Annotated in this window: 23 protein-coding genes; 15 read left to right on the forward strand and 8 right to left on the reverse strand. The window is 44.3% G+C overall.

Going from position 1 to position 21675, the window contains the following annotated elements:
* Positions 1-307 precede the first annotated feature (307 nt).
* Both JGK20_RS15425 and dnaB read left to right on the forward strand, forming a co-directional pair.
* Entirely contained in the window at positions 308-1984 is a 1677-nt protein-coding gene (locus JGK20_RS15425) for a hypothetical protein (RefSeq protein ID WP_293231184.1), read from the forward strand.
* Between the two features lie 119 nt (positions 1985-2103).
* A complete protein-coding gene (dnaB, locus tag JGK20_RS15430) occupies positions 2104-3471 on the forward strand; it encodes a replicative DNA helicase (protein WP_293231187.1) in 1368 nt (455 codons plus the stop codon).
* Positions 3472-3753: 282 nt separating this feature from the next.
* Here the strand turns inward: dnaB and JGK20_RS15435 are convergent, their stop codons facing one another.
* From JGK20_RS15435 to JGK20_RS15445, 3 genes are all read right to left on the reverse strand, one after another.
* Positions 3754-4908 carry a ParB/RepB/Spo0J family partition protein gene (locus tag JGK20_RS15435; RefSeq protein ID WP_293231190.1) on the reverse strand — a complete coding sequence of 385 codons (1155 nt, stop codon included), beginning with the start codon at positions 4906-4908 and terminating at the stop codon, positions 3754-3756.
* A gap of 389 nt (positions 4909-5297) precedes the next feature.
* Positions 5298-6128 carry a ParA family protein gene (locus JGK20_RS15440; RefSeq protein ID WP_293231193.1) on the reverse strand — a complete coding sequence of 277 codons (831 nt, stop codon included), beginning with the start codon at positions 6126-6128 and terminating at the stop codon, positions 5298-5300.
* A gap of 509 nt (positions 6129-6637) precedes the next feature.
* Positions 6638-7705 (reverse strand): plasmid recombination protein, encoded by a 1068-nt coding sequence (locus JGK20_RS15445; protein WP_293231196.1) that lies wholly within the window; start codon positions 7703-7705, stop codon positions 6638-6640.
* Positions 7706-7978: 273 nt separating this feature from the next.
* On the opposite strand from JGK20_RS15445, the gene JGK20_RS15450 reads away from it, so the two are divergent.
* The 4 genes from JGK20_RS15450 (at position 7979) to JGK20_RS34550 (ending at position 11746) form a co-directional block, all read left to right on the forward strand.
* Positions 7979-8143: a hypothetical protein gene (locus JGK20_RS15450; protein ID WP_293231198.1), complete on the forward strand. Its 165-nt coding sequence runs from the start codon at positions 7979-7981 to the stop codon at positions 8141-8143.
* Positions 8144-9896: 1753 nt separating this feature from the next.
* Positions 9897-10343, forward strand: a complete 447-nt coding sequence (locus tag JGK20_RS34540) for a reverse transcriptase N-terminal domain-containing protein (protein WP_366038989.1) — start codon at positions 9897-9899, stop codon at positions 10341-10343.
* A gap of 46 nt (positions 10344-10389) precedes the next feature.
* Positions 10390-10917, forward strand: a complete 528-nt coding sequence (locus tag JGK20_RS34545) for a reverse transcriptase/maturase family protein (RefSeq protein WP_366039002.1) — start codon at positions 10390-10392, stop codon at positions 10915-10917.
* A complete protein-coding gene (locus JGK20_RS34550; RefSeq protein ID WP_366038991.1) occupies positions 10898-11746 on the forward strand; it encodes a group II intron maturase-specific domain-containing protein in 849 nt (282 codons plus the stop codon). Before JGK20_RS34545 ends, JGK20_RS34550 begins: the two co-directional genes overlap by 20 nt.
* 487 nt (positions 11747-12233) lie before the next feature.
* On the opposite strand, the gene JGK20_RS15460 is transcribed toward JGK20_RS34550, so the two are convergent.
* The 3 genes from JGK20_RS15460 to JGK20_RS15470 form a co-directional block, all read right to left on the reverse strand.
* Positions 12234-12467 (reverse strand): hypothetical protein, encoded by a 234-nt coding sequence (locus JGK20_RS15460; RefSeq protein ID WP_293231200.1) that lies wholly within the window; start codon positions 12465-12467, stop codon positions 12234-12236.
* Between the two features lie 147 nt (positions 12468-12614).
* Positions 12615-13499 (reverse strand): hypothetical protein, encoded by an 885-nt coding sequence (locus JGK20_RS15465; RefSeq protein ID WP_293231202.1) that lies wholly within the window; start codon positions 13497-13499, stop codon positions 12615-12617.
* Positions 13406-14260, reverse strand: a complete 855-nt coding sequence (locus JGK20_RS15470; protein ID WP_293231204.1) for a serine/threonine-protein kinase — start codon at positions 14258-14260, stop codon at positions 13406-13408. Before JGK20_RS15470 ends, JGK20_RS15465 begins: the two co-directional genes overlap by 94 nt.
* A gap of 530 nt (positions 14261-14790) precedes the next feature.
* On the opposite strand from JGK20_RS15470, the gene JGK20_RS15475 reads away from it, so the two are divergent.
* Together JGK20_RS15475 and JGK20_RS15480 are read left to right on the forward strand one after the other, a co-directional pair.
* On the forward strand, positions 14791-15222 hold the full coding sequence (locus JGK20_RS15475; RefSeq protein WP_293231207.1) for a lysozyme inhibitor LprI family protein: 432 nt from the start codon (positions 14791-14793) through the stop codon (positions 15220-15222).
* A 19-nt stretch (positions 15223-15241) separates the two neighbouring features.
* The gene (locus JGK20_RS15480) at positions 15242-15934 is read left to right on the forward strand and encodes a hypothetical protein (protein ID WP_293231210.1); all 693 of its coding nucleotides are present in this window, start codon (positions 15242-15244) and stop codon (positions 15932-15934) included.
* 28 nt (positions 15935-15962) lie between these two features.
* Here the strand turns inward: JGK20_RS15480 and JGK20_RS15485 are convergent, their stop codons facing one another.
* Entirely contained in the window at positions 15963-16454 is a 492-nt protein-coding gene (locus JGK20_RS15485) for a GNAT family N-acetyltransferase (protein WP_293231213.1), read from the reverse strand.
* 320 nt (positions 16455-16774) lie between these two features.
* On the opposite strand from JGK20_RS15485, the gene JGK20_RS15490 reads away from it, so the two are divergent.
* The 3 genes from JGK20_RS15490 to JGK20_RS15500 are packed head-to-tail and all read left to right on the forward strand — an operon-like array spanning position 16775 to position 17796.
* Complete coding sequence (locus JGK20_RS15490) at positions 16775-17077, forward strand: hypothetical protein (RefSeq protein ID WP_293231215.1); 303 nt, start codon at positions 16775-16777, stop codon at positions 17075-17077.
* Position 17078: 1 nt separating this feature from the next.
* Entirely contained in the window at positions 17079-17390 is a 312-nt protein-coding gene (locus JGK20_RS15495) for a hypothetical protein (RefSeq protein ID WP_293231217.1), read from the forward strand.
* 19 nt (positions 17391-17409) lie between these two features.
* On the forward strand, positions 17410-17796 hold the full coding sequence (locus JGK20_RS15500) for a hypothetical protein (RefSeq protein WP_293231219.1): 387 nt from the start codon (positions 17410-17412) through the stop codon (positions 17794-17796).
* Here JGK20_RS15500 and JGK20_RS15505 read toward each other — a convergent pair.
* Positions 17780-18130 (reverse strand): hypothetical protein, encoded by a 351-nt coding sequence (locus tag JGK20_RS15505; protein ID WP_293231222.1) that lies wholly within the window; start codon positions 18128-18130, stop codon positions 17780-17782. The genes JGK20_RS15500 and JGK20_RS15505 overlap by 17 nt on opposite strands.
* 268 nt (positions 18131-18398) lie before the next feature.
* On the opposite strand from JGK20_RS15505, the gene JGK20_RS15510 reads away from it, so the two are divergent.
* From JGK20_RS15510 to JGK20_RS15525, 4 genes are all read left to right on the forward strand, one after another.
* Positions 18399-19115, forward strand: a complete 717-nt coding sequence (locus tag JGK20_RS15510; protein ID WP_293231224.1) for a hypothetical protein — start codon at positions 18399-18401, stop codon at positions 19113-19115.
* Between the two features lie 235 nt (positions 19116-19350).
* Entirely contained in the window at positions 19351-20085 is a 735-nt protein-coding gene (locus tag JGK20_RS15515; protein WP_366038997.1) for a tyrosine-type recombinase/integrase, read from the forward strand.
* Positions 20086-20161: 76 nt separating this feature from the next.
* A complete protein-coding gene (locus JGK20_RS15520) occupies positions 20162-20581 on the forward strand; it encodes a hypothetical protein (protein WP_293231227.1) in 420 nt (139 codons plus the stop codon).
* A 525-nt stretch (positions 20582-21106) separates the two neighbouring features.
* On the forward strand, positions 21107-21604 hold the full coding sequence (locus JGK20_RS15525; RefSeq protein WP_366038999.1) for a reverse transcriptase N-terminal domain-containing protein: 498 nt from the start codon (positions 21107-21109) through the stop codon (positions 21602-21604).
* Positions 21605-21675 lie beyond the last annotated feature (71 nt).

The raw sequence follows: 21675 nt of genomic DNA on the forward strand, positions 1-21675 counted from the left end.
GAATACCGCGACACTTCATTTTTGAAACTCTTTCTACGTATGGTTTTTAGCTTTTAGAACAACTCTTATAAGTCTGATAAGACTTATCGGTAACTAGATACCGCAACGATCGACCTGGCAAGATGGAAAGACAGTCGGACACCAATAAGCGTGCAAATGCAGCGCTGCGGAACCATGCTGCCTTCGACAAGAAGGCAACTGAAGAGAGCTCAATACCCGCCTGCCCAATTAACAGCAGTCTCTTTGGTGTGGCTTGCGACTGCCACAATTCCTGACATTTGCGCTCATTTTTACCCCGGAGGAAAAAATGGTTGTAACTACAACTACCTGGCACAAGCCGCCACTCGCTAGACACGCAGCAGTTTACGAAGCCCTAGCCGACATACTCGAAGGCGCTACCCCCAGCGCCATCAAACTCGCCCTCTACCTGTACAGAACCTGCATCGGTGGCAAACCAGAGGAAATCGACATCCATTGCATCCCCCTAGGCGAAAAACGAGCCACTCCAGTCCGCAATGGCAAGCCTTACAGCCCCAACACCAGGCAGGCAGCCCTCAAACAGCTCGAAAAACTTGGTTTGGTCAAAATTCTTAAAAACTATGGGCGTGGCATTTTCCGCATAGCAGTACAGCACCTGGGCGACGTTCGCCCCTTCACTCATACCAACTCAAAATTCCAAAAACTGAGTAATTCATCAAAAAATCAACGTCAACAGTCAAAAATTGAGCAAACAGAGGGTTCAAACCCTGATAGTGCCGTACTCTTTACAAAGGATAAAAAAGAGCAACAAAGCACTGATGTTGCTGCTGTTTTTTTAAATACTTTTGAAGAAAGAAAAGATTTAACCAAAATAGATATAAAACAAGAAAATGTAGAACCAAAAGCTGATACTCAAATCAAAATCCAAAACAATCAGCCAAATAAAAATTTAGAACAAAAATTAGAAATTTTCGCTGAGAATAAATATTCCGCTCCAACCAATGAATATCTGAATACTAATTCAGATAAAATTCAAGCGATCGACGAGGCGACAATACCTTGCAGTTCAGAACAAACAGGTTTGACCTCTGAACCTCCGCAAAAACTACCCACAAAACTTGACAGCCTAGATCATCAAAGAATCTCTAGCGCTGAACCAACAATAACCAACAAAGCTGTCCGGTTAAATCTCAAAACATCTTCGTTCGTTAATCTTCAAGTCGCTGAAATTGCCGAAGTGGTTACAATTGCTAACTCTGAAGCAACTGTAATTGCTAACCCTAATGCAGTCAATTCCGAAGCAACTGAAATTGTCAACTCTGATGCAATTGCTAATTTCAAAGCAACTGAAATTGCCAACTCTGATGTAACTGAAATTATCGAAATTGAAACGGTTGCCATTGCCAATTCCGAAGCAACTGAAGTTACCGAAACCGTTGCCATTGGGAACTCTGAAGCGATTACTAACCCTAATGCAATTACTAAATATGAAGTGGTTGCAATTACCAATCCCGATGCGACTGAAATTATCGAAGCCATTACGCGAGCGACAGGAGGGATGAATCCTGAATTGAAAGTTTGCGTCCTTCAGTACAGCTTAAAAGAAATCCAAGCAACCATAAACCTGCTTCAAATCAGAAGCCAAACAAAGCAAATATCTAACCCTTCGGGATGGATCGTTGACTGTTTGCGCGGTCGTTGGTGGGAACAAACTAACGGTTTTCCAGACTCAAATCCAACAAATGTTGTTTCGTCTTCAACTTCAATAGGCTCCTCTCCAATTCCAAAAAATCCTCCTTCTGCACAGACAATAAGAATAACTGAGGATTATATTGACCCTCAGTATATGCCATTAAAAACTCACCGAGAGTTATGCGAACAGTTCCAAGAACTAGGCGAAAAAGCTTTCGCAGCCGTAGGTATTCAACAGCAAGTTTATTTACAGTGGATGCAGCGATTTCCTCAGCACTTAAAACAAATTATCAACAAATTTTCTACTACTTAGTTATTTAGCTTAGCGGTAAAAACAATAATGATGATTTAACTCATGTAGATAGTTTCTAATTCTTCAGACAACTTTTAGCACAGTTTAATTAACAACAAGCTCAAAGGAGAATACCAAATATGGTAGCCAGTTTTGCTAACAAAATTATGCCGAGTAACATTGAGGCAGAGGAAGCAGTTTTAGGTGGAATTCTGATCGATCCAATCGCTATTACAAGAGTCATAAATATTCTGCATCCCGAAGCTTTGGCAATTACAGTTCACCAGCATATTTATCGGGCCGCTTTAGAGCTGCACTTTCTAGAGCAGCCCACAGATTTGATGAACATCACTACCTTTCTTGATGACCATAACTTGCTGGAAGTAGTAGGGGGTCAAACCAAACTGGTAATGCTGGTAGACCGAACGGTTTCAGCCGTCAATATCGACCAGTATGCCTTGCTAGTCATGGACAAGTTTGTCCGGCGCGAACTCATCAGAACTGGTAATGACCTCGTACAGCTTGGCTACGAAACTTCCACCAAATTAGATGCGATACTAAATAAAGCCGAGGAAAAAATTTTTGCCCTCAATAAGTACAAAGAAGAGCGACAAAAAGCTATCCGGCCTCTCTCGGAATACTGCGGGGAGCTTTGGCAATATCTAGATCAAATTGAGGAAGAGCGCTTGAAGACGACTAACTACTCTCCTGGAATCAGCACAGGGTTTTACGACCTCGATGACCTCTTGGGAGGGGGATTTTACCGAGGTGAATTGATTGTCATAGGAGGTCGCCCCGGCAGTGGCAAAACCGCTTTGGCTTGTGCCTTTGGCTACAACATTGCTTCCCTCCCCACGAACAGTCGAGTTTTGATGTTTTCGATGGAAATGCCAGGTCGGGACTTGGCAGCGCGACTTATAGCACTTGAGAGTGGGGTGTCGGTAAAAGATATCAGGAAAGTTAACCTAGCTGGTAAGTACGAAGTGATAGCTTCGGCTTTAGGGAAAGTTAGCGATGCTAACTTTTGGATAGACGAAAGTTTGGAACCGTCTCCCTTGGAGATTCGTTCCAGAGTTAGGGAGTTTGTTTGTGAGCGAGGCCCTTTGGATTTGGTAATCGTTGATTACTTGCAATTGATGGTTAATTCGGCAGATGAAAATGTTGTCAATAGAATCAGCGAAATTACGCGGCAGATGAAGATTTTAGCTCGCGAGATTGACGCACCGGTTGTGCTGCTTTCTCAGCTTAATCGAGGGGTAGAGACTCGTACAAATAAACGTCCAATTTTATCGGATTTGCGTGGTTCTGGTGGAATTGAACAGGATGCGGATGTTGTGCTTGGAGTTTACAGGGACGATTATTACAATCCTGATTCTCCCGATCGGGGAACGGCTGAAATTATTGGATTGAAAGGACGGAATAGTGGAACGGGAATGGTTAAGTTGCTGTTTGATGCTGAATGCTGTCGGTTTCGGAATATCTATAAACTTGAGCAATTAGCAGGGTGACAAAGCTTTTGAACCCACATTCCGTACCCTAATCTGTCACAATCAGTTTTTTCATGATTTTGCAAACAAATTAAGTTACTTTTTATACCATCGATTGGGAAATCAATCTGGCGCTTGCCAGTCGAAAATGCTTAAATGTCTAAAATTAGTGGTGTGACACTTTAGAGTGCGGAATGTGGGCTTCAACAAGCGTGGAAGTAGTTTACTTAGAATTTTGGGCGATCGCTTTAGTCAATCCCATTTCACAGGTGAAGTTTGAGTTTCAACGAGCGTGGAAGTAGTTTACTTAGAGTTTTGAGCGATCGCATTTTGCTTCAAGACAGCTTCAATTTCCGCTAACTTTTGGCGCAAAACCTCTTGTAGCTCCACAAGTTGTTCAACTTCAGATTCCTCCAAAACCTGTGGTGACAGCTTTTTTAAATTTCCGGCAGCCAATTTGACTTGCTTGAGTTGCCGAGCCGAAGCTGGAAACTTAGCGAGATTAGAACTGATAATTTCCTTCACTAATTTACGAGTTTGAGCAGCCGACAATTTCTCGGCACAAACTTGGTTAGTTGTCTTCACTCGAATGGACTCCGCCTCTTCTGGTAAAACTCCCAAATTCTTAGCAGAGAGTTTAGACAGAGCCATAGCGTGAACCCCCTTGAGTCCGCTCCGAATCGCTAGTTTAAGATCCGTCGCGATTGATAACATGGGAAAAATATTGGCATCAATTGAGGCCGGATTGAGTTGCAAATCGAGTAAACCTTCCATTACAGTTCGCTCCTGTTCATCTAAGTCTAAAACTCCCAAACCCTGCTGTTGTTCTTCAGGCGTTGCCCTCACCAACTCAGAAACCAAATTCATGCGCTTTTGCACGTTCAGCCGTCGTACAGCAGTCGAGAGAATCCGGGGGATATTTGCAGGTTCTAAGTCCGAAGAAGCAGTTAACTCGCGGACAATAGCCTCAGCTTTGTCCAGAGGGTTGAGGTCTTCTCTATGTAAAGAAGTAAGTAACGCCTTGCGGTGCAGAGATGCTGGCTCTGGAATAATCACAGCTTCCAGAGCTTGCCAGCCCAAATTTTTAGCACTGCGCCAGCGTCGCTCTCCGTCGAAGATTACCAACTCTCCCCGCTGAATTAAGATGATGGGTTCTAACTGCCCGTCGCTCTTGAGGGAGCGGGACATTGATTCGATGCTAGAAGGTAAAAATGTCTGCCTGGGCTGTTCGGGATTGGGTAAAATCTGATCGAGGGGAACTGAGAGAACCCCTCCTGCAACTTGCAATTGCTCTCGCAGAGCAGCTAGCTGCGCTTCAAGTTCGGCCGCACCGGACTTTCGCAGCTCTTCAACTTCGGCTCTTAATTTCTGGATTTCTTCCTCAGCCTCGGATAGCTGCATCGACTGCTTAGCTGCTGAAAAATAACTTGTCAAGTCGGGAGTTTTACGGGCGGCCATAGGGATTTAAGATTTTTGATTGGGAGTGAACAAAAGAAAGTTTTCTTTATTTACAAAAACAATAAGTTTGCTTTAGTCAGGAGTCAGGGATTAGGAGTCAGGAGTTAGGAGTCAGAACTCGGCAGTCAGAAATTAGGAGTCAGAAGTTAGGACTCGGTAGTCAGGGATTAGGAGTCAGGAGTTAGAACTCGGCAGTCAGGAGTTAGGAGTTAGGAGTCAGAACTCTGCAGTCAGAAATTAGGAGTCAGAAGTCAACATTCAGAAGTAAAACGTTTGCATATCAAAGGCTTTAGCAATCATCAGTGTCCGGCGCTGCCCAAATGGTTGCTATACCTTGGGGGTTTTTTCGGTCTTGGTTGGCTTGGGATATAGCCTGTGCGTAAGTTCTGCTACTTCTTCTTTTTAGTCTTTTGGCTATCTGTTGAAGTAACTTTATTTGGCATCAAACTGGCTACGTGCTTAACAATTTCCTTGAAGTCGCCCAAGGCAGGATGAAGGGGGCGATAAATGTGTAAAGGCAATCCTTGCCCGCTGGCGTTGATAAATTCTGCACTGTCCCGAATGGCGGGGAAAGTGCGGATATTCATCTGCTCTAATTGAGCTGGCAAAGACTCTAAAAGTTGTCGGTGGGTGGCTCGTTTTGCATCGTATTGGTTAGGTACAAACCCGATAATTTCTGGCTGGGGCTTGAGGCGCAAGTGCTTGCAATGGTGGTAGTACCATTCCAATAAGTGAGCCGCGCCCTGAATGGATTTTGGTTCTAACTGTACTGGCACTGCTATGTGAGTGGCGGCAGCTAGCGCCATTAGGGGCAAAGGGCCTAAGGTAGCGGGGCAATCAAAGATTATCAGGTCGTGTTCTAGGGGATAGTCGCTCAGGCAATCGCTCAGAAGGTAAGCGCCGCGTTTGTGCAAAACTAACTCGTCTGCTGTTTGTGTCAGAGTCATTCCACCCTCGCAAACTGTTACATTATTCGTGTGGGAGGTCCAGCTAGGAGTGAGGGGCCAAGAGCCATTGAAGCCGTCTCGGAGCACGGCGGACAGCGTGTGTTCAGGTTCTGGTGGCATTAGCCCGCAAAAAAGCGTCTGCGAGCCTTGGGGATCTAGATCCATGAGGGCTACCTGGAAACCTTTCAAACCTAGTTCGTAGGCGAGATGGACTGAAAGTGTGGTTTTGCCACTGCCTCCAGCATTGCTGATGACTGCTAGTCGAATTTGCATGGTGTTGAATGAAGTAAGTGATTTAAAGATTGTAGAGCGATCTGGTAAGTCATATATCGATATATGAGAAAATTTGCGATAACCAGATTCAGATACTAAGCTGTTGTGCATCTAGATTGTCTGTGGTATTGGAGGGGGAGAGGGGGAAGAGTCCGATGGGGAGGGGATTTGACGACTTTCGATCTGGGAGCGAAATATACAATTTAAATGCAGTACAGCTTATTCAGATGTGGATTTTAGCCGATCAACCTCAAAAGCGAATTAGAGACGAGATTGGGAAACATAGCTCGGCTTAAACACCTAAGACTTGAGTTTGCCTAAATGGAAGGAACGATGCGTGTAAAACAGGTGTTGCCGGAGCAAAATCTCAACTAGGCATAGGGCAACTATTCGTTGATCGTCTTGAGTTAGAGTTTAGCGATCGTCTTAAGTTAGAGTTCAGCGATCATCTTAAGTTAGAGTTCAGCGATCATCTTAAGTTAGAGTTCAGCGATCGTCCTTGATTCGGCTTAAAGTTCTAAATTCGCATTTTTCTGCTTTCCAAGTCGATCGTACACCGTGGCTTGCAATAAATTAGAGAAGTCAGCCAACTGTTGCAATTGGGCTGGAGCAAGTGAAGCGATCGACCGTGTAAAATCTGTGCGTGAGGCTTGTAAATTAAACCCTTGCTGGTTTTTAATTTCTATGCAGCCGTTTTGAACTCGGAACTGCCATTCTGAGCCTATGACCTCGTTGGTTTTTAGATCCGCTTGCAAACAATTCGCCAGAACGAAGCAGCAGCCGGCTAATTGCGAAAGCAGAGAAATTTTTTCTTGCTCTGCAATCAATGCTGCTTTTTCAGCAACCAGTTCTTTCTCGACTTGTTCCCTATATTTTTGAGCGAGGATAGCTTTTTCTCGTTCGAGTTCTTGTTGTGTTACAGCCCTTTGCCGTTCTGCAAGCATCTGGTTGATGGCGTCAGAACCGGGCTGTAGCAAAGCAATTGACCTATACCTGTAATTGGTGGCAGTCTCGAATGGTTCTGGTGAGGGCAGCCACAAGTTTAAATCCAATACAGTTTCTTGCGAGTTCACAGCAGTGTAATACTGTCGGATTTTTTGATGCCGTGCCGGCGAGAATTTGATGCCACGTTCGATGCCCAAGTCGGCAACGGCTGCGGCATAGCTGTCTTGGATGTGGGGTGTGGCTTCATCGAGGTGCAGGGCGGTTTGAAGGATGTTGATCCCTATGTGTTCTTCGAGCCAGTTAGTTGAAGCTTCTGTCCATAGAACCAATTGCTTTTGCTGCCAGTACCCGTAGTCTTCCGGGCAAGAGGGTCTGAAGTAGCTGGGGGAAGCCCCTAGCAGGATGTCTGCGGCAATGACTGCATCTTTCCGGACTTTTTGAGACCCAATTTTTGCCCGTGCTAGTTCCACGACTGCTTCGGGCGATGTTTTGCCTTGCAAGATTTCAACAGTCTTGTTTTCGTCAGCATTTGGTACGACAGTGGTTCGGCTGTTATGTCTGGCCGCTGTTCTCAAACATTCGATCGATTTAAGTTTTCCAACTCTCAAAATAGCTTGTGGTGTACGAAACATGGCGGTGTCCTCGCCTCCCAAGTTTTGCTTTTGACTTATGCTTTTGACAGTCCCTGGTTAAAGAATGCCTTCAAGGTCGATCGTTTTTTGGGTGGTATCCTGACCTCCCAAGTTATGCTTTTGACAGTCCCTGGTTAAAGAATGCCTTCAAGGTCGATGGTTTTTTGGGTGGTATCCTGACCTCCCAAGTTATGCTTTTGACAGTCCCTGGTTAAAGGATGCCTTCAAGGTTGATCGTTTTTATGATGGTGTCCTGGTTCCCAAGTTTTGTTCTTGACTTATGCTTCTGACAATCCCTGGTTAAAGAATGCCTTCAAAGTCGATCGTTTTTTGGGTGTTGCTAAATATTGTAGGTGCGGCGAACTCGAACCAGAGAAGTTCTTAGAGTTTATCGTAACAAGCATCATAGTCGATTCTGACTTAAAGCCACAAAAATAATTCCGATCGCCAACAGCAAGCCGAACACGCTTATTGGTTACAACTGGCTTGCTTAGACTGATTTACCTCGGTTTTTTGGTTCTCCATTTTGGTCGAAAAAACAGACATTTCGATGCCCCCAGGTATTCCGTAACTAAGATAGTAAAAAACGGTGCAATGCGGAGTAAGTAAAGATGTGCAAGTTTTGCATCCATGCCCCCCTGTAGGATTGGTCTGTATCTGGGTTTGGGGCAAGGTTTGCTTCCTATTTAATGCAACTTTTTACGATCTAAAAACTCCTGTAATCCTTATCCTGTATGGATTTTGTATAAATAGACTAAAATGGGTCCAAGTGTAACGTTAATAGACATAAGTATAAAGTTCGCAGACGAAAATGAGATAAAACTGTACAAAAATGAACGAACTGCGAACGAATGTTGTCACGTCAAGTTTGGTGTAGTTTTAGTATTTGTGCATCTAGTTTGGTTGCAGTTTCGTAGCGTTCAATTGTAGTAAAATCTAATTTGGTTGGTGCTACGCATCGGTATCATTAAGCACATTTTTTCGAGGAATTCTACAAATTGTTGAGCGAGAAACCGTAGTTTATTGTGATACCCGGCGATTCCCTTATTTTGAAGCAAGCAGCTTTTCAAGTTCGCCTCTAGCCAAACGTTGCTCTCGCATCTGACCGACTCGAATAGCGTCAATCAAGCTGAGTAAGGCATAAAGTTTTGGATCGTTCAGCGATTGCCCCCCCATCAAGAAATTTCTCACTCAAACTTTGAGCAAAATAATACTGACACCAAAATTCTGCGACTTCCAACAACATGGGTACGGATTCAGCCACGATACCCGAACCAGACTGCAATCCATAGCCTTCTACATATTCTCTAGCTAGTTTGTAAGCCCAATAGGGAAAATCTGTCTCTACAAAACAGCGCAGCGCATACTCTAACTTGAGGTGCGATTCGTTTAGTCGAAACCCGAAAGGGGGGATGGCTAGCAGCGATGGGGTAAACCCATCAGGGTTAGAGTTCGCACTTTAATCCCCCATCGATGACAACTTACTTTTCATGCAGGTGAGGAAACCTAGTCGAGCATCTAGCTAAGACAACTAGGGTAAAACGGGAAAGATAAAGGTGTAAACCAACATCATAACCAAAATCCATAATAAACCAAGTCCTGACATCATGGTGCGTGATTGAAAGCACACAAAGAGCCCGATATGAATCTGGTTTCTCCTACACAAAGACTGACAACCTTTGTGTAAAGCGGAGGTGAAAGCGGTCAATCGGGATAGCTGAATACCGACACCGCAAGCAAAAATCCTATAACCGAATCATTACGAAAGTAATGAAGTCGTGGGGTAGAAGCGCAAGCTAACGAATTGTCGATACAACCGTCGTAATAGGGTACCAGAGGATATAAGCTAGTCAGAAAAATCTGAACTTCTGGGTCAGGAATATCTGACAAGGGTAAGGACTATCAGGATTCTCATACCGAGATAGCGCACCACCTAGAACCCCGGCGGAAAAGACGAACCCTAACGGATTTAATCAATGGATAGTAGGAACGAAGTAATCCTTTTGTATGCTCCTCATCAAATCGATTGTCGAGGTAGGCTGTCACGCTATAAGCTACAAAGGGCTGGGATGGTTTAAGAAGCCAATGCCTAACCTGAAATAACAGGTAATGCCGAAAAAGGGATGGGGTAATGCCCAGGATATGCAGACGTAAACCGCGAAGGTGATTAAGTGAAAAGGTGCCATTAGTAATGAACAAGCCTAAATCTGATTTGGAATCAAATACAGAGGGATGGAAAGCTATCAATTGGCGTCAAGCCGAAAGATATATTTTCAAGTTGCAAAAACGCATTTTCGCGGCTAACCGTTGTGGAGATATCAAGAAAGTTCGTAAACTTCAGAAGACACTGATGAGGTCTTGGTCTAATAGGATTTTGTCAGTAAGAAGAGTAACTCAGGACAACCAGGGAAAAAAGACAGCAGGAGTGGACGGGCTAAAAAGCTTATCCCCAGCAGCTCGTCTAGAACTGGCAAGGGAATTAAAACTAACTGGAAAATCCAAACCAACGAGAAGAGTTTGGATACCAAAACCAGGAAGTAATGAAAAACGCCCACTGGGAATACCTGTAATGTATGACAGAGCCTTACAAGCCGTAGTAAAATTCGCACGCTTAGCCGGAATGGGAGGCAATTTTTGAGCCAAACAGCTATGGTTTTAGAGCGGGCAGGTCATGCCACGATGCGATTAAGCAGATTAAACTCTGTATTCAACATAAGGCGAAGTTTGTATTAGATGCAGACATAGCCAAGTGTTTTGATCGCATCAACCATTATGAACTACTCCAAAAGTTGAACATAAAAGGCCAAGTCAGGAGACAAGTAAAATCCTGGCTAAAATCTGGAGTAATCGACGATGGAGTATTCACTGCTACATCTGAGGGTACGCCACAGGGTGGGGTCATTTCTCCGCTATTGGCAAATATTGCCCTCCACGGGCTTGAGAATACACTCATGGAATATGCCAGAACCATAGACCTGCAAAACAAACGGGGTCATCAAGAAAGCTGGCAAAATAAAGTAGGTTCCTTGAGTTTCATCAGATACGCTGATGATTTCGTGGTCATACACAAAGATAAGCTCGTAGTTCAAAGATGCCGAGATATAATCTCGGAATGGTTAGTTGGCATGGGTTTAGAATTAAAACCTGAGAAGACAAGGCTAACTCACACTTTCAAGGATGAATTAAGTGAGGATGGTAAAGCTGGCGCATGACTTTTTAGGTCATCACATAAGACAATACCCTGCTGGAAAACATCGGAGCAGTTTAAGTCCGCACCGTGAGATATTAGGTTTTAACACACTCATCACCCCAAATAAGAAGTCAAGTAAGGCTCACCAAGAGGAAATCGGAAGAATCATCAAAAAACACAGGTCATCGCCACAAGCGGCGTTAATTAAAGACTTAAACCCTGTAATAAGGGGATGGACTTCTTTCTATACCAACTCTGACGCAGGAACCGTTGGAGAACTCTCTAAACAAGATAACCTCACATACCTGAAACTTCGACGTTGGGCAAAACGCCGTTGTGGAAACACCAAGGCAGGACATCAACTGTATTGGCACACCATTGGCGGTAATAACTGGGTATTCTCAACCAAAGAAGAGGGAGCGAACTCTCTTCGGTTACTAACGCATAGTGAATTCGAGTGTAGCAGCACCGACTATGCGAAAGTTAAAGGGGATAAAAGTCCTTACGATGGCGACCTGGTTTATTGGAGTTCAAGGATGGGGAAAAATCCTGAATTGTCAAGTCGATTGGCACTGCTATTAAAAAAGCAGAAGGGTAAATGTTCTCATTGCGAATTTATTTTCAGAAATGAAGATGTAATGGAAGTTGACCATATCATCCCCAGAGCCATTGGAGGTAAGGATGAGTACAAAAATCTTCAATTATTGCATCGGCATTGCCATGATGTTAAAACTAAAACCGACTTGGAATTAATCAGGAAACATAACCTGGAACTCGTATTTTCAGGAAAGAAACCTCAAACAAGTCGAAAGAAGGGGAAGCCCTCAAATAACAAGAGTACACCCGAGTAGCCGTGTGCTGGGAAACTGGCAAGCACGGTTCCGAATGGGAGGGAGAGGGTAGTAATATTCTCTCTCGACCCTACCTAAATCTCCACTGCGGACAAAGCGCACCGTTGTCCATCTAAAGTTACGGTAGTCATCCCCTTGCAACCCATCAATGTCTCTCAATAAGTTTTTGAGAGATTGTCGGCTTTCGGAACTAGGACTTTCTAGGTAACGAAAGCATCAGCAAGATTGCCTCATCCACTAATTGTTGTTGCTGTGACCATTCTTCACTGGTGAAATGTTCGGGACAAGTTGCTTGATTTATCTGCTGTTGCACCCGTTGGGCAATGTAAAGTGCAAACTTTTCAGCAGCAACTGCATCAACGCACAGACTTTTGATACTCGTCAGCCTGGTTATTGGTATGGCAAGTCGAGCTTTTTCAACTTACGAAAGTGGCTTGAATCCACTTTTTGATTTTATTGGCAGTAGCACGTTGTTGGTTGTTTTGTTTCATTCACCGTAAATCTCTTTCAGTACAACTGCCAATCCCGCGTCTAAATCTTGCAACGCTTCATCTAGACTCTCATAGCTATCTTTTCCAAACCACAGCATCCCACCACAATCGATCGCTCGCACAAAAGATGTTAAAGGACTCTCGGCCTGAGCACCGATTTCAATCCAGCCTTCATGTTCGTATACCCAACGGGCGATGTTGGGGTACATCTGTTCCAACGAAAACTTCATCTGAACTCTCTTGCCTCCCGTGTCTGCGTCCTCACGATAACGTCAGGCTTCAAACCCCAATTAAATTTCAATCCTGATGAAACGCAGTATATCAAGGAATGAGTTGCAATTCAAAAAATAGATAGAGTTGGTGATTCCAGGATTGTATTAGTTTTTGTTGCAAACTTCTTTGATAAGTTGATACTCGGCATCATCTTTGGGCGTAAATGAAGTTTGCCACCATGACCCTGCTTTTTTGACGGCACCTTGTTTGTTGGTCAAAATATAGTTAGTAGGACGAATCATGGAGGTTGGACAGTAAACTCTAAAATCTGCTTTCAATCTATCTCCATCAGAATAGACTAAAGTAGTTGAAGCAAGATATAGCTCTGGCTTATCAAGCAGCTTAATCGAAATTTGAGCAGGTGAGATAGGGGTTGGCTTGGGTAAAGTTACTGTTGGTGTTGGATAAATTGGCAATGGTTGTGGTGGAGTTGGTGTCGGTGGATAATTAGGCGATGGTTGAGGTTGAAATGTAACTATCGGAGATGGAGGAATTGGTGATGGTTGAGGTTGAAATGTAACTATCGCAGATGAAGGAATTGGCGATGGTTGAGGTTGAGGTGTAATTATCGGTGTTGGAGCAATTGGTGATGGTTGTGCTGGTATAACATTTGGTGATTTCGGAGTAACGGGAGTTTTGGCAGGAGTAGGAGATTCTTGTACTGGCGAAGAAGACTTAGAAGGCTGCGGTGATGAAACTATTGGTGGAATGGAGGCAATTGGAGTCGGCTGTGCATTTGAACCGATTGATTGTGCAGATGGTTTGGTTATCCAAAATCCTGCAATAATAGCCGCTGCAATGAAACTACCGAGCAACAAAGTTTGTTGGATATTCCCTAGTTTAGATGGAGCTGCGGAAATAACTGTTGGTTGTTGAATAGTATCAGGAATATTTGCTATGGTAGGACGAATGATTTGATGAACCTGAGATGTTTTTGATTGCAATGCTTGCAGCATTTCTTGTGCTGTAGCGTAGCGTATCGATCGCAACTATGAGCAGAAATTGCTTTATCTAAAATAATGGTGAGGGTAGGGCTAACTTGGGGAGCATATTGTTTCCAAAGAATTTCACCTGTATAGTTATCAGTTTCTATATCCTGTGGCTGTTTACCTGTTAGTAAATAAATAGCGGTTAATCCAGTAGCAAATAAGTCACTGCTATAAACTGGTCGTCCAGCCGCTTGTTCAGAAGACATAAATCCACGAGTGCCGATCGCAATTGAAGTCTGTGGACTTCCCGAAGAACTCATCGTAGTAGCTATTGCCTCTTTCACAGCACCAAAATCTATCAGCACAGGCTTTTGGTCGGATTCTCTAATAATTATATTGTCTGGTTTAATATCCCGATGAATAATCTGTTTTTGATGAACGTAATCTAAAATTAGTAAAAAATTCACTAAAAAGTCTCTGACGTAACTTTCGCTGAAACTGGATTGTGATTGGATTGTATCTGTGAGAGTCATGCCCTCTATTAGCTCTTGAACGAGATAGAAGTCATTGTTTTCTTCAAAATAAGCATAAAGTGTAGGAATGCGGTCGCTGTGGCTGCCCAAATCTTCCAAAATAGCCGCTTCCCGTTGAAAGCGCTCTTTGATTAGTGGATAGATTTGGGGATGGTGAGAAACTGGGTGTAGCTTTTTAACTACGCACCGCCGTCCTAATGGCATTTGAGCATCTTCTGCAAGGAATGTTTCCCCAAACCCACCAAAACCAATAGATTTTAAAACTTGATACCGATTATTTAATAGCATAGTTGGGTGTCAAATATTGTTTTACGACATACAGCACTAAAGTCAAGCTAATTAAAATATTCCCATGTAAATCAACTATGTTCCAGGAAGCTGAGCATGAGACTCAAGTTACTTGATTGAGCATCAGATTTAACGATCATCGGAACCTTTCTGCATCCACCTGTGCCCCTGAAACAGTATGTTTCCTGACTGCATCTGCCCCCTGGCGCTAAGCAATACCCAGACAAATGCAGTAATGCAGTAATGCAGTAGAGTGTTAGATGAGGATGACCGCAAACAGAGAGAATATTGGTCTACCGGTGGCTGACGGGGTGAGTTTTGCCGATATCAGCTTCTGGTTGTGGCTAGCCTAGCCCCAGAAACAGCGATGATTTGGCTCACTTTCCTTTATACAAGCTTCTGCAGAACTGAACCACAATCAGGTAAAAAGATTTAGGAGAAGAAAACTTCCTGAAACTGAGGATATGGAACGTTATTTGTAATATGGCAATAATTTGTGTTTGGGATTTGAATTAGAACAGAGAGGCAAAATGATCGAAGGGCGAGCGATTTTTAGTTTAATAGTAAGTTTGGCTGTTGTTGGCTCTAACTCTTGGCCTGTCTTTGCAGAGCTAAAACAAGACAGCGCGACGATACCAAACTACATAGCTCAGCGACAGCGTAATTGCAGCAACCCTCAAAGTAACGTAGAGATTATTAAGTGTATACGATTGAGGTATGAAGCCGCGGATAAGCGCCTCAATCAGGTTTATCAACAACTGGTTGCTAAATTAAGTCGTAAAGAGCGATCGGTACTTTATCAAGAACAGATTAAATGGATTAAGTCGCGGGATAAAAGCTGCGAATCAGAAGTTTATGACAATCGCGGTGGTTCGGGTTATCAAGGTTTTCTTAATGAATGCTTGGAACGCAAGACCAAACAACGCACCGCTGAATTAGAGAATTATTTAAGAAAGAGATAAGGAATAGAAAGGATAGTTTATGAAAAAGCAATCGATTTTAGGAATTATGCTCAGTTGTGCCGTCTTGGGCGTTTGCTATTTCACCAAACCCCAAACTGTCAATGCTGCACCTGCATCTATATTTACACCCATTATCCGGGATATTAAGAATCAGATTCCGAGAGGATGGGTAATGCGCCTGCCTTCAAGTGTCAATCTCAGCAACACTAAACTTTACTCGCAAGTCATTACAACCATCCCCGGAGAGTTTGCACTATTTCTGAATGAACAACCGAACTGCATAAGTAGAGCCTGTTATTTTGGAGTTATTGCAGTAGCCAAAGATTCTGAATATGCTGATAATTTGCGTTTCAAGCCTATCTTTTCTAAGACAAATATGCAAAGAATTAGAGCAATTAGACAACGCGATTATCAAACTAGAACAGAATCAGACATAAAACTATTAAATAGCTCAGAGATGGCAGTGTTAGAAAGAACACCAATCACCTTAAAGCCAGGTATTCAGGGTGTTTTCATTCTTCAGAATGGGGGAGGGGCTTCAACTCCACCTTCTTTACACGTCCTTTGGAAACAAGATGGTTTGAATTATCGAGCAACTATCAAAGGTGGATTCGATTACGACCGGAGTGTTGCGATCCAAAGTCAGAAGTCAGCATTGATTAATCTAGCTATTTCGATGGCTAAAGAGTCTCCGATTAAAAGTGCTAACTAATTTTAATCGGAAGAACCAGGTTTGATTTCTATTCTAAATCCAGAGAAATCCCACAAACTGCATTTTCGATGTTCTCCTGCGAAGGCGGAAGTATTGCAAATCCATGCTTCTCGTACCATTTGACAAGGTTGGGATTGTTGTTGATGTCTTCTTGAGTTAGAGAACCGCAAATCCGCCTGACTCCCCGCTGACGAGCTTTCTTTATCGCAAACTGCAATAGGTGAGTTCCCAGGCCCATGCGACGGTAATCCATTGGTTTGGGCTTAACTAACAGCCTCAAAAGAACTGCCCCTAAGTGCGGGGGAGCGTGAATTACATCGTCGTGAATAATGATATCGCCTATCACCAACTTATCAGGTGGATACAAAACGCATTGAAGCCTACCAACTTCGCTGTTGCGGTACAGGAGTTTGGCAATCAAATATGATTCTCCGTCCCCGTTTACTAGCAGGCGGTACTCTCGTCCTTGGCGATCGCGAACAATCATCGGCTCGCTATTTTTCGATGAACTTTCCAACATTATTTATTTTTAGAATACCCGATAACGATTATCCCTCACCTCGGATGCGATCGCCCTTTCTTTCTCCTTGACCTTGCTCGATGGCCGAGTTAAAAAATCCCCGCCTATCGGTGCAGCAATGCAGTAGAGAGTGAGATAATGATGACTGCAAACAAAGACAATATTGAGCTGCCGCGAGCTGGCGGGGTGAGTTTTGCCGATATCAGCTTCTAGTTGAGATTATTTCAGACGACTGGCGGGCGAGTTTGCTGGGGGAATCTTGCCCCGACGCAAGCCTGCTGCGCGAGCGAACGACCGACTCAACCGCAGCACAAACGTTCGTGGAAGAATCTAGTTGCGAGATCCGATTTTTAGGGGGAAATATGGCGAAAAACAAGCCCATTTTTGAATTAATAGGTCTGGCATTGGATGCGATTTATCAAGAAAACCTCTGCCCGCAAGCGAGTAGCGGTAGAGAAATTCCCATCGAAACCGTACAGGTCTCATACGACGAAGACCTTCCCGATTTGTGCTTTATCTCAATTCAAACTTTTTTAACGCACGACTACGATGTAGTAATTACAAAAAGCGGTAGCGTTCAAGCGGTTTCAGATAAACCTAAAGAACGCATCAGATTTATGTGATATGAACGTATCTGAAGATTTGAACGGGGTATGGCAGGATGTTTGGAATGTCTTGGAACCAGATAAATCTTGGCTGACAGATGCAGCTAAACGCGATTGCATCCAAAAAAAACTTTCCTATTTCAATTCCCAGCACGGCAACAGTCCAGAACATATCGACCTAGTTATTAAAGCTTTATCCAGAGGAAAGGCTCTAGTTCAAGCAGCGATAGAATGGCACAACCCTGCCATCGGTCAAAGTGAAACTCGCAGCGCCAACGATAAGCTACGGGGACATCAGTGGAGGTTGGTAATCGCCGGAGAGCGGTTTTGAGATTGCATCTAAAGCATTAATGATGCCGAAGTTGCACAGACAAATTGAGAGCGGGATGTATGAAATATTTATTGAAAAATGCGTTCTGCCCGCCTACGAACCGATCGAGCCGCCTACAGATAAACCAAAGCTTGCAAAATGGCTGAATAAGGAAGAGGGGGCATTAGCCGAATTCCTGGGAGTAACTTCAGGAGATCGGAAAGCGATTGATCGGTGGCTGGTTCAATCCGAATCTGTAGGTTCCTGGTGCGAGGCATACAAATTGGCAAAAGCCCTGAGAAATGCCTCGGCTCACGGATTCTTGCTGCCGACTAAGATCCGTGACTGGGGACTCAAGAACGGATTTGTCAGGCTGACTGACGATTTGGCAAAGATTGCGATAGCCCGACTCAGCAAACTCGCTTAAACCCTGTTCTGAGAATTAGGGGATTTGCATCTTTGTCGGCGAGGTATAGACTTTCAACTGCGATCGGGATACCATTGAGATAATAAAATACAACGGATCTGAAAGGCGCAATTTTTCGAGACTGTTGTATTTTCTTTGTTTTTGAATGATTCGCAATAAATCGAACTAGCTGCCGGATGTCGGCGACTGAACCATCGCGCTCCGCGAGATCGGACACCATCGCCGAGAGTTGTTTGGCGTCAAGAGGCAGTTGCGATTGGATGTGGCGATCGAAGGAGCACCGACTTACCCGACAGACGCGGCGGGCGGCGGAGTAGAGAACTGCGGCCGACATTTTAATGCTGATGTTCGTTAAAACTTCGTTAAAAGTATTGCAGTAATGCAGTAACAGTGGAATAATAGTTCATCAAATAAATTGTTATCTAAGCATGAAAACTTTTGTCTTGCCTGTACTCTAAAAATTACTGACTGTTGATGCAGGCGGTTGTTAGGCAGCGAACAAAACTAGATAATAGCTATGACGCTCCGCTCATATTGGATATAATCTGCTAGTGCCATAAGGCAAAAATGTCGAAAAATCCTAATAAAAATCAGGAGTTATTGTGAAGATTGTACTCGCAAAAATATTAGAACAGAAGGAAGCTTACGCTAACTTGCCGCTATTTCAATATATGCGCGATGCAAGCTTATCTGAAGAACAGCGGCTGTCTTTTTACCCGTGTATGGCACATTTTATTCTGAGTTTTGGCGATATCAACAAATATATGCTGCGCTCCGAGCCGACAAGCGATGAGTACCAACAGCGGGTGAACATTCATACCTATGAAGATGATCACCATTGGCTTTGGTACCTTGAAGACTTTGCCCAACTCGGTTTCGACAATCGGTGCACTCCAACGAAGCTGATGCATTTTCTGTGGAGCGACGAGACACGCCAAAATCGAATTCTAACTTACCGCCTGGCTGCTCTCATTTCTACAGCAAGTGCTGTAGAACGGCTTGCCATAATTGAAGCGATTGAAGAAACTGGAAATGTCCTTTTCAGTACCGTGCAGGAGCTGGCAAAAGCCATTGAGTTGCGCCGCAACATCGAACTGCGATACTGTGGGGCATTTCACTTTAACCTAGAGTCCGGTCATTTGGTGGGAAGCGATCGCATTGATATTTCAGAAATTTACCTGGATGGTGCGACCCAAGCCCGCTGTCTGGAGCTCGTCGATGAAGTCTTTGCGTTATTTGAGTCGTGGACTCACGAACTCCTCAGCTATGCAAAAGAACATTCCTCAGCCATCCAAAAGGACACTCCTTTTCCAGGTTAATTCGATCGCCTGCGGTCAAAGAAAGTTAGAGCTAGTTATTACATAGCAACCGAGCAATAACAGCGTTCGGAACTTCGCTGCTCCGACAGTTCCTTAGTGAAGGAAAATTATCGGTTAATTTAAGGGGTTTTTACTCAAACTGCGATCGCCAGCACTTGACGATCGCCCCCAGCAGCCTCTTCGAGGCGAAATTCTCCCGCCTACCGATGCAGTAATGCAGTAAGTATGCAAGACTTTGGAACGTCGGGTCGAGTATACACCAAGCATGAAGATTGAGGGACATGGGCAGGCCAAGATACTCACGCAAGAGGAAATCGAACTTTTGTTCAACGATGGTTTGCAGACCTCACGCGATCGCGCCCTCTTTGGAGTTTGCCTCTACACCGCCTGCCGCATTGCCGAAGCGTGTTCCCTGATGGTCAAGGATATCTACACCAACACGGGTACAGTCCGCTCTACGATTAACTTCCGCAAAGCCAATACCAAGGGAAAACTCCAAACCAGAACGATTCCGGTGATCGAGGATTTGCGATCGCTCTTGACATCTTGGAAACCCCACGCGGGTCAGACTTACTTATTCCCCGGCCGCCACCGCTGCCACCACTGGAAGCACCTGCAATCAGATTCAGCAGATCGGATTTTGAGAGAAGCGTTCGACCGCGCCGGCATCGAGGGCGCATCTACCCACAGCTTCAGGAGAACGGCCCTCACCCAGATGAGCAATGCGGGGATACCGCTGCGAATTATTCAAGAAATCAGCGGTCACAGCAACCTAGACCAATTGCAGAAATACTTAGAGGTGAAGCCGGATCAAGTCAGGGGTGCGATCGCCTCTTTATCGATGCTTTCCTACACCGGAAAAGGTACATATCCCGGTGTAGAGCATGAATTGCCGGCTGGGCCGTTACCGATCGAGCAACTGTCACAAGGCCTATCAGACTCGGAGCCTGAAGAAATTCCTGATTGGTGAGGAGCAGTTTTAGATTTTAGATTTTAGATTTTGGATTTGGGATGCAAGGATTAAAGTCACGCATCAAGAGCATCGAGTGCTGATCGCTTTCTTTCCCCCGGCAGAAGCCCTAACCCCTGGATTTGTTAGAATCGTTGGTCATGTGGAGCGGGTGCATCTACAAAACCTGCTTTTAGGAGAATTGTTGACAATGTGGCTAAAATTTGGTGTTGCTCTCAGTGGCCTCCTGACGAGCATTGATGAGGTTGTGCGCGGAAAAACTAACCTCGCTTGCCTCTACTGCGGTGGTGGATTAACAGCAAAAAAGGGTGCGGTGAAAGAACATCACTTCGCGCACACTCTTGAGACTTGCAAGTTCGTCAGTCAGCGGATTAAGACCAAAGCTTTTCCCTCGCTGCCGCTTTACGAGAATTTCAACATTCAACTTAAGGGTGAGGAACTCGAACAGTTGAAGGTGCTGTGGAAGTGCGATTCGTTGATTAGTGAATCTCGGTAATCAATCCGTAAATAACTAATGAGCGTGAAACTTGACCCCTAGGTTGAGCACTGAACTCTCAGATTGATGAAGGTGCAAGTCCTTCCCGCAAGATTCATGCGTGACTCCTTATCTGCTCACACCGACCAAGCTCAATTCTTGGAGAGTGAAGCTCTTAACTGGGCACAATCAGACGGCTGTTATGGGCTGACACTGGTGCTAACAGGGAGTTCCAGGGCGTGAAACCGAGCCTAAAAAAGTAACTTACACCTAGGCAGGGCATAACTTAAAAAACCCTGACCTCATCAGAGCTAAAGCCCGACGCATCATTTCCACAATAGCGTCCAGAATCTTGGGTTTCTGATAGTTAAAATGGCTACACCTAATGGAACAATCAATCATCTGAGGGAACGAATAAAAACGACTTGAGAGTCATGGATACGTCGATTTCCATGTAGGTAAGATGAGATACGGAACTCTCTCAAGACGGGTAGGATGCGAAGTAATTTTCGCAAGGTATTCAGAAAACACTCAACAGAGCAGAGCATGATTAGACACAGTAGTAATACCAGTGAATCTTGGAAGAATCTACCGTGGAAGAAGTTCCGCAAAGATTTATTTCGCCTACAAAAGAGAGTGTTCAAAGCGGTTCAAGCAGGAAACAAGCGGAAAGCGCAGTCTCTGCAAAGACTTATTCTGAAATCCAAAGCTGCTAGATTCCTAGCAATTCGACAAGTAACACAGCTAAACGCTGGCAAGAAAACAGCAGGTGTTGACGGTGTAAAATCTCTCGGCTTTTCAGGACGTTTCTACCTAGAAACAATACTTAAAGAGTCGGCAGGTAATTGGCATCATCAAGGACTACGGGAAATCCCAATCCCAAAAAAGGACGGGACAACCAGAATGCTAAAAATCCCAACTATCGCGGATAGAGCTTGGCAATGCCTCGCTAAATACGCTTTAGAACCAGCTTGCGCGTTGCAACATTCCATGCTTACAGCTACGGGTTCAGAGCCGGAGTGCGATTCGTTGGGTAGAAACTAACCCTGAAATGGGTAGAGGATTACCCGCAAGCTACACAAGAATCTTCTCCCAAAAGAAGAGGCTTCGGCAAG

This window comes from Microcoleus sp. PH2017_05_CCC_O_A (assembly GCF_020738785.1).
GTDB lineage: Bacteria > Cyanobacteriota > Cyanobacteriia > Cyanobacteriales > Microcoleaceae > Microcoleus.